Origin of the sequence: Spirosoma sp. KUDC1026 (genome assembly GCF_013375035.1) — a bacterium.
GTDB lineage: Bacteria > Bacteroidota > Bacteroidia > Cytophagales > Spirosomataceae > Spirosoma.
This window is the reverse complement of the sequence record NZ_CP056032.1, coordinates 554313-567045: the sequence shown is the minus strand read 5'-3', so window position 1 is coordinate 567045 and position 12733 is coordinate 554313. Positions and strand designations below refer to the sequence as shown.

General features: G+C 51.4%; 13 protein-coding genes and 1 tRNA gene. 7 read left to right on the top strand and 7 right to left on the bottom strand.

What is annotated here, in order from left to right; translation table 11 throughout:
* Positions 1-47: 47 nt before the first annotated feature.
* The gene (gene der / locus HU175_RS02460) at positions 48-1355 is read right to left on the bottom strand and encodes a ribosome biogenesis GTPase Der (RefSeq protein ID WP_176565073.1); all 1308 of its coding nucleotides are present in this window, start codon (positions 1353-1355) and stop codon (positions 48-50) included.
* An 87-nt stretch (positions 1356-1442) separates the two neighbouring features.
* Positions 1443-2363, bottom strand: coding sequence for a GTPase Era (gene era / locus HU175_RS02455; RefSeq protein ID WP_176565072.1), 921 nt, complete (start codon positions 2361-2363; stop codon positions 1443-1445).
* Positions 2364-2509: 146 nt separating this feature from the next.
* Between era and HU175_RS02450 the strand changes: the two genes are divergently transcribed.
* From HU175_RS02450 to HU175_RS02430, 6 genes are all read left to right on the top strand, one after another.
* Positions 2510-2582: transfer RNA gene (locus HU175_RS02450), tRNA-Met, on the top strand.
* 158 nt (positions 2583-2740) lie between these two features.
* Positions 2741-3424 (top strand): hypothetical protein, encoded by a 684-nt coding sequence (locus HU175_RS02445; RefSeq protein ID WP_228724299.1) that lies wholly within the window; start codon positions 2741-2743, stop codon positions 3422-3424.
* Complete coding sequence (locus tag HU175_RS02440; protein WP_176565071.1) at positions 3421-4689, top strand: glycerophosphodiester phosphodiesterase; 1269 nt, start codon at positions 3421-3423, stop codon at positions 4687-4689. Before HU175_RS02445 ends, HU175_RS02440 begins: the two co-directional genes overlap by 4 nt.
* A 4-nt stretch (positions 4690-4693) precedes the next feature.
* Positions 4694-5002, top strand: a complete 309-nt coding sequence (locus tag HU175_RS24750) for a hypothetical protein (protein WP_228724298.1) — start codon at positions 4694-4696, stop codon at positions 5000-5002.
* A complete protein-coding gene (locus HU175_RS24745) occupies positions 4978-5340 on the top strand; it encodes a hypothetical protein (protein ID WP_228724297.1) in 363 nt (120 codons plus the stop codon). Before HU175_RS24750 ends, HU175_RS24745 begins: the two co-directional genes overlap by 25 nt.
* 66 nt (positions 5341-5406) lie before the next feature.
* Positions 5407-6318, top strand: a complete 912-nt coding sequence (locus tag HU175_RS02430; protein WP_176565070.1) for a metallophosphoesterase family protein — start codon at positions 5407-5409, stop codon at positions 6316-6318.
* A 4-nt stretch (positions 6319-6322) separates the two neighbouring features.
* On the opposite strand, the gene HU175_RS02425 is transcribed toward HU175_RS02430, so the two are convergent.
* Positions 6323-7105 carry a hypothetical protein gene (locus tag HU175_RS02425; protein WP_176565069.1) on the bottom strand — a complete coding sequence of 261 codons (783 nt, stop codon included), beginning with the start codon at positions 7103-7105 and terminating at the stop codon, positions 6323-6325.
* Positions 7106-7117: 12 nt separating this feature from the next.
* Complete coding sequence (locus HU175_RS02420; protein ID WP_176565068.1) at positions 7118-8020, bottom strand: hypothetical protein; 903 nt, start codon at positions 8018-8020, stop codon at positions 7118-7120.
* 95 nt (positions 8021-8115) lie between these two features.
* Here HU175_RS02420 and HU175_RS02415 point away from each other — a divergent pair, with 95 nt between their 5' ends.
* On the top strand, positions 8116-9738 hold the full coding sequence (locus HU175_RS02415; RefSeq protein ID WP_228724296.1) for an amidohydrolase family protein: 1623 nt from the start codon (positions 8116-8118) through the stop codon (positions 9736-9738).
* A 115-nt stretch (positions 9739-9853) separates the two neighbouring features.
* On the opposite strand, the gene HU175_RS02410 is transcribed toward HU175_RS02415, so the two are convergent.
* The 3 genes from HU175_RS02410 to HU175_RS02405 all read right to left on the bottom strand — a co-directional run bounded on the left by HU175_RS02410 (position 9854) and on the right by HU175_RS02405 (position 12692).
* Positions 9854-10480 (bottom strand): hypothetical protein, encoded by a 627-nt coding sequence (locus HU175_RS02410; protein ID WP_228724295.1) that lies wholly within the window; start codon positions 10478-10480, stop codon positions 9854-9856.
* Positions 10481-10679: 199 nt separating this feature from the next.
* Positions 10680-10790: a DUF6766 family protein gene (locus HU175_RS25010; protein ID WP_317167807.1), complete on the bottom strand. Its 111-nt coding sequence runs from the start codon at positions 10788-10790 to the stop codon at positions 10680-10682.
* A gap of 306 nt (positions 10791-11096) precedes the next feature.
* Entirely contained in the window at positions 11097-12692 is a 1596-nt protein-coding gene (locus tag HU175_RS02405) for a M28 family peptidase (protein ID WP_176565067.1), read from the bottom strand.
* Between the last annotated feature and the right edge of the window lie 41 nt (positions 12693-12733).

The following is a 12733-nucleotide window of genomic DNA, read 5'->3' as shown; positions in this document are numbered from 1 at the left end:
ACAAAAACCCTCCGAACTGGGAGGGTTTCTGGTATGAGTCTGTTGGTTTATTTCTGACGGAAATAGACGGTTATCGGCACCCCGTCAAACCCGAAATGGGACCGGAGTTTGTTTTCCAGGAATCGTTGGTACGATTCCTGAACGTACTGCGGCAAGTTACAGAAAAAGACAAACGTAGGCGAGGGGGTTGGCAACTGCACCATGTATTTGATCTTGATCATTTTACTCTTGACCGACGGCGGGGGAAAGCGCTCAATCTCGGGTTGCATTAGCTCATTCAGTTTCGAGGTCGATACTTTCTTGCCCTTGTTCTCGTACACTTCCATCGCTTTTTCCATCACTTGGAAAATCCGCTGTTTCTCGTGCACCGACGCAAAGATGATGGGGACGTAGTCAATCGGCATCATCCGCTGGATCATTTCCTTACGAAGTACGTCGGCAGTGCGATGATCCTTTTCCACGGCATCCCACTTGTTCACCATAATAACCACGCCTTTCTTCGCCTTCACCGCCTGACCGATAATATTCAGATCCTGCGCTTCCAGACCCCGCGTGGCGTCCAGCAGAATGATACATACGTCAGAATCTTCCATCGCTTTAAGCGAACGGAGGACCGAATAAAATTCAACGTTGGAGTCGACCCGTGCCCGGCGTCGAATACCAGCGGTGTCAGTCAGGATGAAATCCTTACCGTAGGCCCGGTACCGCGTGTTGATGGCGTCGCGGGTTGTACCGGCAATGTTTGTGACAATACTTCGGTCTTTGCCCGTCAATACGTTCAGGAACGACGACTTTCCTACATTCGGGCGACCCAGAATAGCAATTCGGGGGATACCCGCTTCGGGATCTTCGACGCCGTCGGTCTGGAAATGTTTGATGACTTCGTCCAGCAGGTCACCCGTACCGGTGCCGGTCTGCGACGAAACAGGATAGGGATCGCCTAGGCCAAGCGCGTAAAACTCGGCCGCACTCTGGGCACGCTCGGTCGTTTCGGCTTTGTTTGCAATGACATATACCGGCTTTTTACTCCGGCGCAGTACGTTCGCAAAATCCTCGTCCAGCCCCGTCAGCCCGGTCATTGTATCAACAACGAACAGCAAAACGGTTGATTCCTCGATGGCAATCTCGACCTGTTCCCGGATCGACTCCTCGAAAATGTCTTCGGACCCCACAACATAGCCACCCGTATCGATGACCGTAAAATACTTATCGTTCCACTCGGCCGTACCGTAATGCCGGTCGCGCGTAACACCACTTTGGTTGTCCATGATGGCCTGACGCTGTTCCGTCAGGCGGTTGAATAGCGTCGACTTGCCCACGTTCGGGCGACCAACGATTGCAACAATATTTGCCATGATTTTATTAAGGAGAAAGGAGTAAGGGGGAAAGGAACAGGCAGAAGGTACAAACCTTTCTCCTTGTTCCGGTTGTCCTTATTCCTTTTATTCGTCATAGCCCAACCGCTTGAGCATACGCTCTTTCTGGCGCCAATCGGGCTCTACTTTGACGAACTGTTCTAAAAATACTTTTTTACCGAAGAAGCGTTCCAGCTCTTCGCGGGCCATAATGCCCGTTTTCTTGATCATTTTACCACCTTCGCCCAGCAGGATAGCCCGTTGCGTGGCCCGCTCGACCAGAATTTCCGATTGAATGACGATGATGTCATCTTTTTCTTTAAAACCAATGATGACGACCTCGCTACTGTACGGCACCTCCTTTTTGTAATTCAGGAAAATCTTTTCCCGAATGATCTCCGACGCGAAAAAGCGCTCGGGTTTGTCGGTCAGTTCATCCTTGGGGAAATACGGTGGGTGCTGCGGTAGCCGGTTGATGATCCCGTCAAAAACCTGATCGATGTTGAAACCATTCAATGCCGAAATCGGGATGATGGCTTCGGCATTGAAGTTTTCCTGCCAGTACACAATTTTCTCTTCGACCTGTTCCTGCGTAGCCTGATCGATTTTATTGATCAGCAGAAAGATGGGTACTTCCGATTTTTGCAGTCGGGCAATTACATCGTTTTCATCGTGTTGCTCGAAAATGTCCGTGACGAACAGGACAACGTCGGCATCCTCAATGGAACCGCGCACAAAGCTCATCATCGACTCATGAAGTTTGTACTGCGGTTTAATGATGCCCGGTGTATCGGAATAAACGAGCTGGAATTCCTGGCCATTATGCGTACCGTTCAGGATACCCATAATGCGGTGACGCGTAGTCTGCGCTTTGGATGTAATGATGGATAAACGCTCGCCAACGAGCTGATTCATCAGGGTCGATTTGCCGACGTTGGGCTTCCCAACAATGCTGACGAACCCGGCTTTGTGATCAGCCGGAAAATTCTCAATAGAAGGTGTATTCATTTGTAGGTGATCCCACTGCTTGATTTACAGTGGCTTTAGGGGCTAACTCATCTGCGCCCAAAATCGTTTCCGGACGGGCGAGAAAAATATTTTCTACAAAGGTATTGCTTTTTGAAATATTCTTTCTACTTTTGCAAACCAAACATCGCGGGATGGAGCAGTTGGTAGCTCGTTGGGCTCATAACCCAAAGGTCGCTGGTTCGAGTCCAGCTCCCGCTACTAGAAAAAGGCCACTAAATTTTAGTGGCCTTTTTGTTTTTCCAGACCAAAAGAACATAATCCGGTGTACTACAGTTTACTGCATCTAACATTCACGCAGAAACAGTTCGGTGGAAACTTTCTACAGGGTAGGGATTTGGGTTATATTATTTACAAGCTTGCTTAGCAGGCAGGCCGTGGCGCAGGAGGATACGATAAACCGGCAGCCGGCTATCTATTTTCCGCAAGCCCCTGTTCCGGGCGAGTGGCGCATGTCGCTGGGAGCCGTGTTTACTTCAACGCCACCTGAACTGACAGAAGAGATTCGTCTGGCGCTCCCCGCGATTGATTTCAACATCCAGAAAGGGGTATCCCGCCAGTTTTTTCTGACCGGGCGTGTACAGACGCAGTTTCTGCAAAGCAACCTGGCCCTGGGTGCCCGCTGGGCAAGGCCAATCAACAACCGGTGGTTTGTTGCCGTTGGCGACGACTTTGCGGGCTGGTTCGGCACCCTACAGATTAAAAATGTCTTCGACAGCGAAGCCTACGGGCTGCAAAATTTCCCCCATGCCTCGTTAGGTTATCGATTAACCCGCGAATTACAGATTTCGGCTCGGGCTGAAGCTATTCTGGATGTGTATTACCGATCGGCCGCGGGAGCACTGGTCGTAGAAACGCCGGGCTGGCGCGGCAACGGATTTGCTTTTACGTTCATGCTCGAACAGCCATTCTATAAGCAGCAGCACGTATCAATTGGGCTCCGCGCGGCTTATTCCCGCTTTAACTGGCAATTCTGGTCCTTGTACAGTACGTTCGACCGCAGCCTGTTTTACCCACAATTACTTTTTAATTTTATTCTGTGAAACGAGCCTGGTTTTATCTACTTCTGGGTGTTGTAAGCACCATTGCATTGAGTTGCCGAACGGAGTACGAAGCTCCCGTTCCCTATGATTTTTCGGACAAACCCGGATCGGGCAGGTTCACGCCTGCGATTCGGAATACGGTTAACGGTGTGTATGCCGTATCGGAAGGGGCCGACCGGTTCGGTGATCAGGTGGCGCTGCGCTGGACATACACCCACGATGGTGCTGATACGGTTCATTCGCTATCTATTTTCTCGGGCGTGGGAGCCGGTTTTTTCAGCCTGGAAATCAATCAGCAGGCCGATTCACTGGCTGTCAGCGGTTTCTGGCGGAAGCTGGTAAACGAGGATACCGGCCTCGCTCGTTTTACCTTAAAAGCTAAGCGAAACGGTCAATTACAACCCTATACGGGTCAGTCGCTGGAAGGCGACACGTTGGTGCTGGATGGGTATTATGACACGGGTACGGGCTCTCCCCAGCAAAAAATGACGCTGACCTACGTTCGTCCACTGAATCCGGAACCGTTCGAAGTGATTGCGCACCGGGGAGGGGGGCGTACGTCCGACCTACTGAGTGCTTCCGAAAACTCCCTCCGGATCATCCGGCTGGCCTCGCGGCTGGGTGCTCACGGTGTAGAGCTGGACGTTCAATACACCAGGGATAGTGTGCCGGTCTTGTACCATGACAACAAGCTGAATTTGCGGCTGGTACAGAAGAACGGGCTAAGTGGTACGATCAATCAGTATACCTATCAGCAGTTGAAGACGTTTGTGCGGCTCATTAACGGGGAGGAAATTCCAACGCTGGAGCAGGCCCTGCAAACTATCGTCGAGAATACAGCACTCGATTTTGTCTGGCTGGATTCCAAATTCGATGGCCCGATGGCCCGCGTACAGGCGCTGCAGCAACGGTATAACGAACGAGCAAGACAGGCCGGACGTAATGTGCGAATTGTGATTGGCCTTCCCAGCACTGAGGCCATTGCCGCTTATCAGGGGTTAGCTAATAAAGCCAATACGCCCATTCTCTGCGAACTGGATACGGCCACAACGCGTGGGCTGGGCGCCAATATCTGGGCACCCCGCTGGACTCTGGGGCCGCAGACGGAGGAAGTAAACGCCATGAAAGCTGAAGGACGCTCTGTTTTTGTCTGGACACTGGACGAAACACAGTTCATCGAGCGGTTTATCGGCGAGGGAAAATTCAATGGAATTCTGTCCAATTATTCGCCCGTGGTTGCCTATTATCATTACACCGCCCAATAATCCTATGAAGCCATTCATTGCTATGTTACTGGGGTTACTGCTGTTCGGTAGTAGTTTTTCCAGTCAGGCACAGTATTCGCCCCACGTCGATACGACGGGTGCCAAACGGGGACCGTATAATCTGGTGATCACGGTGGGCGGGGGTATTTCCTACTATCCCAAACACATTGGTATTCCGACTACGCTCGAACAAACGCATAATGGCCGCTGGGGGGGCCACTTACCATTCGGGCGATGTGGTACCCGGATCACCGCTTGCGGGCGGGTATCGAAACCGGTTGGACGACGTTGTATTCCTACCGCGGGCGGGTGAATGGGGAACGGGCGCGGGTTTACGTATCAGGGGTACCCATGCTGCTGGTGTTTTCAATGCCGCTGGCCTGGTTGAGTGGCACTGAGCGAAGTCTGGCCCGGCGGCTGGCCATTACGGGCGGTACGGGCGCGTATTTGATCAATTCCCGACTCAATTATCAGGGAATCGTCGATGCGCAGGAGCTTAGCATCGGCTGGATGGTCGCTGGTTCATACGTTCAGCCCGTTGGTAAACGGGTGCGAGTTGCAACTGAACTGAAGTGGCTAAACGCAACCGCTACACAGGATGCCGACTTTTCACTGCAACTTCAGTTGCTTTGGCGGGCCTTTTCGTGGTAAAAATGGTTATGTACATTAGGAGACCCTATGACGTAGCACTCCGATGATTGATAAGGTGATTACGATATGAGCGAGCAAAATCCGGAAGCGAAGATACTTTTCCTTAGTGATACCCAGGCACCTATGTTCGTAGAACGGCTGGTGCTACGTACCCATCAGAACACAAAAGCAACGCAGACAATTTTTGACGAAATCCTGCGGATTCGTCCTGATGTATTGTACTGGCTGGGCGACATTGTTTCGCTGGGGTTTCGTAATGACAAATGGCCAATGATTGACCGATTTCTGGAGAAATGCCGGGAGTTTGGTACGTCGGTGTATGCCATTATGGGGAATCATGACGTAATGGGACGCCCCAGAAAGGGTGCTCGCAACTTTCAGCGCCGATTTCCTGAACACGTGCACACGGGTTACGTGCAGATGACGGATCACATTGCGGTGATTATGCTGAATTCAAATTTCGCTACGTTGTCGGTGGCGGATATGGTAAAACAGCAGACCTGGTACGAGCAGACCCTGAAAGACCTGGACGAGAACCCGGACGTAAAAGTGGTAATCGTTACGTGTCACCACGCCCCCTACTCGAACAGCAAGCTGGTTGGCTCGTCGAAACTGGTTCAGCAACGATTCGTACCCTGTTACATCAAGTCGAAAAAAGCGCGGCTGTTTATAACGGGTCACTCCCACGCGTTTGAGCGGTTCCAGTTCGAAGGCAAAGAGTTTCTGGTAATTGGCGGGGGCGGTGGCCTGCGTCAGCCAATGAATACGTCACCCACCCGCCTGCCTGACCTGGCGTCGTACTATAAACCCATGTTTCACTACCTGGACGTTCGGCGTGAAGACGAAGACCTGATCCTGACATCCCACTGTCTCCACAGCGATTTTTCGGGCTTTGATGAATGTTACGGCTACCGGATTCGGGCTAACGCCCTATTTGAAGCCGAAAAAAGCGGTAAGGACGAGCGGGTTACGCCGTAGATAACTAGCGTTCCTCAATGCTGGCTGCGCCTAGCTCGGTAAATAGCGTCTCCCAGTATTGCGTAACGGCGGGATTGTTCTGTTTGGCGGAGGCATTGGGGGCGAAAGGCAGGATCATAGTAATGTCCGGATTGCCGATGGCATAACGTTTTAGCTGTTCTTTGTCGGCCATGGCCCAGTCGTCGGCCTGTGCGTTGCTCTGGGGTGGCTGAACCTCAAAATCCCGACGAAGCTCTTCACTGCCGGGCTTGGCTTTAACACTCTCCAGCATATCACTGAGATAATAAACTTTCACCGTAGCGCCCGTCTCACTAGCCTTTGTAATAACGGGTAGACTGGCCCATATATCCGTTGACTGGTTGGACGCTCCTTCATTTTCTTCGGCCAATTGTTGTAGAGCGCGCTGCCGGATGGTGGCTTTTTCCCGTTTTAGCATCAGTTCGAACTCGGTCTGGGCGGCTTCGCGGTCGGTGGGGCTGGCGCTGCTCACATCTTCCATTTCTGTTCGGGCCGTAAAGGAGAGTGCGCGGGCTTTAGAGGTATTTTCGTGGATATAATAGATCTCCAGTTTGTCGCCCTTTCGACGGATGTTCTGATCAATAATATCCGAAAGGGCCTGTTTGTATTTTCCAGCAACGAACGCCTGATTGACGTCAACGCTGCGGGTTTTGTCCAGAAAAACGAGCGTGTAAACGGGTTCGCTAACAACGGCTTTGGTTTTCTCGTCACCACTGGAGCAGCCGGTTGCCAGAACGACAGACAGGCCAAAGAGCAGAAGTTTTTTCATTGGATAAGCGTGTTACTTGAATGGAGCACGGTATAAAGTACTGTCAACGGATGGATCGGATTGCTGAAAATCAGTCTGTACCGTTTTCTGTAAAACGGCCCGCGTGGTCAGAAGGTTGTCTCGACTCTGGTAGATTTCCTCCCAACCCATAATCCGATGGGGGAACAAACGCTCGAATACAATCGTCAGTGTCCGGTCATTAGTGGGATATCTAATGGTGTAGGCCTGGAGGTATTCGCCGGGGTACAGTACGCCTTCGTAGTCAGTCAGACTTGTTTGCGCCAGCATAGGCATGAGCCTCCGTCGACGCAGCTGCGCGGTCAGGCTACCCGATAACAGGGTTACTTTCCCAACGGGTAGTTTGGCCGGATCGACCCGAATCTGACTCCAGATTTCGTCTTCCAGCACCGCGTCATCAACAGTATATCCTTTGTTGATAGCGCCAGTCGAGTCGGTGCTGATCTGGTAGCCGCCGTCTTGACGTATCAGTTGAATAACCCGCTGTCCCGTCCAGCTCTGTTCCGTGGAAACAACCTGTAACGAGCGTGGGAAAGACGGATTATTGATGGGGGTCGATACCGACGTCAGGAGCGAGTAGTCGTTACGTCCTACACGAAAGGTTCGGCTCAGATTGGTCAAAAAGGCAGGAAATGAGCCTGATTTTTCAAGGGAAGTGGTGTCAGAGGTAAACGCCAGTGTGGCCTGCCCCTTGTGAATAGCGCCATCCTGCGCTTGGTTGAGTCGGTAGTAACTTAGTTCGGTTTTGTGCAGCGGCCAGTACGCAGCAAAAGCAGGCGACGGTGGGGCCGGGGGAGGGGCTATTGGCACGGTAACCTTGGGTGTCATGGTTTTCAGCAGCGAAAAGGCTGCGACCACCACAATGGCCAGCGTCAATAGCAGCAGGTTTCTCGACATAAATCGGCGTATTGATGACGCCCAAGGCGTCTGGTTCGCAAAATTCAGGTTGTTTTGTCTATCTTACAACTGTTTGACCAACCGATCGTTTGCTTATGCGCTTACGTTTACTTGCCGCGAGTCTGTTCCTGTTTGCTGGTTTTGGCCATACTTCCCGGGCCCAGGTTGAGAAGGCACCCGCCCGCCACGAAGGTGAAGGCCCATTCGGCCGATTGATCGTTCGGGGTGTTACGTTGATCAATAGCACGGGTGCCCCGCCAATGGGCCCCGTCGATGTTGTAGTCGAAAAGAACCGCATTACGCAGATCAAACAGGTTGGTTATCCGGGTGTTCCCATCGACCCAAAATCTCGCCCGAAAGCATCGCCCGGCGATAAGGAACTGAACTGCGAAGGGATGTATTTGATGCCAGGCTTTATTGACATGCATGGGCACATTGGCGGGCAGGGACAGGGTACTCCGGCTGAGTACGTGTTTAAACTATGGCTTGGTCATGGCATAACTACCATTCGTGATCCGAGCTGTGGTAATGGGCTCGACTGGGTTCTGGAACACCGCGCAAAAAGCGACCGTAATGAAATAACAGCCCCGAGAATAAAAGCTTATACCGTTTTTGGACAAGGCGCAAAAGAACCAATCAGCACTCCCGAGCAGGCCCGGACCTGGGTACAACAGAATGCCAAGCGGGGTGCCGATGGGATCAAATTCTTCGGTGCTGAACCTGAAATCTTCAAAACGGCGCTGGCCGAAAATAAAAAGCTGGGATTACGGTCGGCCTGCCACCACGCGCAGCTCGAAGTAGCCCGAATGAACGCGCTGGCAACGGCCAAAGCGGGACTAACCTCGCTGGAGCACTGGTACGGTCTGCCCGAAGCGCTTTTCGACGACAAAACCATTCAGAACTATCCTGCTACGTATAATTACAACAACGAGCAGGACCGCTTTACGGAAGCCGGTAACCTCTGGCAGCAGGCTGCTAAACCCGGTACGGATCGCTGGAACAAGGTGATGGACGAGTTGATCGCTCTGGACTTTACGCTCGATCCAACCTTTAACATTTACGAAGCCAACCGTGAACTAATGCTGGCCCGGCGCGCCGAGTGGCACGAAGATTATACGCTACCCAGCCTATGGCGTTTCTACGGTCCCAGCCGAATTTCGCACGGATCGTACTGGCACTCGTGGGGAACAGAGCAGGAGGTAGCTTGGAAAAAGAACTACCAGCTCTGGATGGCCTTCATTAACGACTACAAAAATCGGGGTGGTCGCGTAACAACGGGTTCTGATTCGGGCTTCATCTACCAATTGTATGGCTTTGCCTACATCCGCGAACTGGAACTGTTACGGGAGGCCGGTTTCCATCCACTCGAAGTTATCCGGGCCGCTACGTTGAAAGGAGCCGAAGCGTTGGGCATGGCCGATCAGATCGGCTCGGTCGAAGTGGGCAAGCTGGCCGACTTTGTTATCGTCGATCAAAATCCGCTGGCCAACCTGAAAGTGCTGTACGGAACTGGAGCGATCCACCTGAACGATAAAAACGAAGTAGAGCGCGTGGGTGGCGTTACGTATACCGTGAAAGATGGCGTGGTGTACGACGCCAAGCAGCTCCTGGCTGACGTTCGTAAATTGGTTGCCGACGCGAAACAAAAAGAAAACTTCGAGATCTCTCAACCCGGCGTTCCAGCTAAAGCGGGCAAAGTTTCGGGCGGGAAGAATTAAGATTTAGGGGTAACGAGCTTTACTGAAGTAATCTCACTGATCTTCTTATTTCGTATTTGTTGTGTGGACCTCTGAGAATCTTGTTCAGACTGTTTCCAGCGACTAATTAACAATACTACTTGGGGGTATAGGTGAGTTGAACAACTACTGCTTGCTGGCCATCCCGGTTCGAGCGACGCCAGCCCAGTGCCAGCGGTAAGTGCTTATGCAGATATATTTCAAGGCCTAAAATGAGCTGCCCGTTTTCATTCTTGCCGCTAGCCCAGTCACCCAGTACATGTAGCTTTTCGTACCAGATACCGGCATCGAAACCTGCGTGCATGCCTATCGTTGTTCCATCGCCTAAATAACGATTATTGCCAGCATACCCACCGATTACTGTTTTGTAATGTTCATCAGCAAAACTACCTCCTAGATTCACATAGCCCCAACCCACCCATGAACTACCGTGTGCAGTAGGATACAGATTCAGGCCAGTTTGTCCACCTATTCCCAGATGCAGGTTCTCGGTTAAGTCAACCGTTTTCTGGGCGTTAACCAATAACAAGGGCGCGTAGGGCATTTGAGTAGTGGTATCATTACGTAGCCAACTGTGCTGCGGGGGGAGATAATCCAGGTTGTACAGGTTAACCCCAACTTCCCAGTCGCGACCCAGACCAACATTTAACGTAGTCGTCGAACGCCATTCCTCGCCGTTGATGTCTACCTGCTGCTGAGCCAGAATCTTGTGCTTGGGCGTCATGTCTGAGGATGGAACATTGAAGATTGTCTGCTGAGCCACTACGCTCGAGCTACAGGTCAGAAGACCTAGAATGAAAATCGCCGGTTTTGTTGCGGGTCTGCAACGTGGAAATGAGTTATTTACCTGTTTCACGGTTAGGGGCATAAACGGGTTTAGATTTGGGGGAGGCTTTCTAAAAAAGATTGACGGTCAGCAGTACCTAGAGGCCCATCTGCAAAAACTCACTTTCCCAGTTTTCAAAAACGGCCTCAATGCAATGGCCGCTCGTAAGATAAGTTGATAGCCGGGCGGCCGTAATTATTGAGATCATCATTAAAATCATGCCAGCCTATGTCCGGCCAGCGTCACCTCACCATGGTAGTGAAAATTAGAACCAGTGACAGACGGTTTTCGCGTAAAAATTTTTTCATCAGTAATCAGATTACGTAACGTTGAATGTTGCGTTGTTTCGGTTGGTAAGCACTAAATCTACGGTATCCGGATTTGTTACTGAAAGTCGTACATCGCATAGCATGACAAAACTTTTCTGGTTTTAACAAAGAGTTAGTTGTGTAACTCAACCGACTTTGTGTCAAAAAAGAAAGCCCCGATTTTGTTGTAAACCGGGGCTTTCTTTTTATTCCTTATTACTGTCGACTACCAGACGCTGGTCGCGGTTGGCGATTTCCCAGGCGGTGTAAAACACCAGTCGGGCTGACTTCTCGGCCAACTTGAAGTCGATTTTTTCGACGTCGTCTGTTGGCTGGTGATAGTCAGCGTGCAGGCCATTGAAGTAGAAAATGATGGGTACTTTGTGCTTGGCAAAGTTGTAGTGATCGGAGCGGTAATAAATACGTTGTGGATCTTTCGGGTCATTGTATTTGTAATCCAGCTCCATCTTCGTGTATTTCTGGTTGGCGTCTTCGCTGATCTTATGCAATTCCGACGACAGCTTGTCTGAACCAATTACGTAGATATAATTGTCCGACTTGCCCTGGTGCAGGTCATCGACCCGGCCCACCATGTCGATGTTGAGGTCGCAAACCGTTTTCGCCAGTGGAATAACCGGACTCATGTCGGCGTAGTATTCCGAACCCAGTAGCCCTTTTTCTTCGCCCGATACCGTCAGGAACAGGATTGACCGGCGGGGACCTTTGCCTTCGGCTTTCGCCCGCGCAAACGCCTGCGCAATCTCCAGCACCGATACTGTACCCGAGCCGTCGTCGTTCGCACCGTTGTTAATCTGGCCATCGGCACTGATACCAATATGGTCGTAGTGCGACGAGATAATCATCACCTCGTCCTTCTTGTCAGTTCCTTCGATGAAACCCACCACGTTCGATGATTCAACCTGCTCGTCTTTCCGTTCGGCTTTTACGCTGGCCGTTCCTTTCTGCGCCGACGTAACGGGTTTGTCCGATTTAGCCAGTTGGTCTTTCAGCTGAGCAACTGCCGCTGGCGTTGTGTTCAGCAAGGAGGCTCCCATATCGGCCGAAATCATGAAAACACCCACTGAACTGACGTTCTCGGCACCGGCTTTCAGACCAAGGCGGTTGAAACGACCCTGCAGAGCGCTCCGTTGCGACAGCATCTGCTTAAACGCTTCGGGCGTATCGGCCGAGATGATAAAGATCTGCGCAGCTCCTTTTTCTTTGGCCAGCTGGCTTTTTGCGCGCCAGCCGTTTGGACCACCCCATTTTGACGGCTCACTGGCACCGCCTACAACCGATTTTCCATCCGCCGTTTTTGGCTCGCCATCGAACAGAACAACCGCTTTTCCTGTAACGTCACGGTTCGCATAATCGTCATACGTACCGTCGGTGATGCCATAGCCCGCAAACACAGTTTCGTATTTCGTTTCGGTCGGTACGCTCAGCAGACCGTTGGTCAGAAAATCCTGCAGGTACGTAAAACGCTTGCCGTTGGCGCTGACGTAGAAGTCACCCCAGGTTTTTTTGTAGAGCGTGTACGGCTGAATATATCCAGTCTTGCTGTTGTTGCCCTTGACGATTGCTTTCAGGCCATTCGCGGCAAACTGACTGGCGATATAATCGGCGGCTTTCCGCTGACCACGGGTACCTGTTTCACGACCTTCCATATCGTCGGCCGCCAGAATACGCAGGTGCTTTTCGAGATCGGCGGCTGTGATAGTGTTGGCAAATTGTTGCTGAGCTACGCTCAAAAAAGGCAGGCCGAGTAAACCTGCGACAATCAATGCATAAGGAGATTTCATTAAAAATGGTTTAGTGTAAATTAAGGTTAGCTTGCGTGAAG

Excerpts from the sequence above, each read along its gene's own strand:
- HU175_RS25010 (WP_317167807.1), bottom strand. The coding sequence starts at position 10,790 with ATGATCTCAATAATTACGGCCGCCCGGCTATCAACTTATCTTACGAGC.
- era (WP_176565072.1), bottom strand. The coding sequence starts at position 2,363 with ATGAATACACCTTCTATTGAGAATTTTCCGGCTGATCACAAAGCCGGG.
- HU175_RS02410 (WP_228724295.1), bottom strand. The coding sequence starts at position 10,480 with ATGACGCCCAAGCACAAGATTCTGGCTCAGCAGCAGGTAGACATCAAC.
- HU175_RS02420 (WP_176565068.1), bottom strand. The coding sequence starts at position 8,020 with ATGTCGAGAAACCTGCTGCTATTGACGCTGGCCATTGTGGTGGTCGCA.
- HU175_RS02430 (WP_176565070.1), top strand. The coding sequence starts at position 5,407 with ATGAGCGAGCAAAATCCGGAAGCGAAGATACTTTTCCTTAGTGATACC.
- HU175_RS02415 (WP_228724296.1), top strand. The coding sequence starts at position 8,116 with ATGCGCTTACGTTTACTTGCCGCGAGTCTGTTCCTGTTTGCTGGTTTT.
- HU175_RS02425 (WP_176565069.1), bottom strand. The coding sequence starts at position 7,105 with ATGAAAAAACTTCTGCTCTTTGGCCTGTCTGTCGTTCTGGCAACCGGC.
- HU175_RS24750 (WP_228724298.1), top strand. The coding sequence starts at position 4,694 with ATGAAGCCATTCATTGCTATGTTACTGGGGTTACTGCTGTTCGGTAGT.
- HU175_RS02405 (WP_176565067.1), bottom strand. The coding sequence starts at position 12,692 with ATGAAATCTCCTTATGCATTGATTGTCGCAGGTTTACTCGGCCTGCCT.
- der (WP_176565073.1), bottom strand. The coding sequence starts at position 1,355 with ATGGCAAATATTGTTGCAATCGTTGGTCGCCCGAACGTGGGCAAGTCG.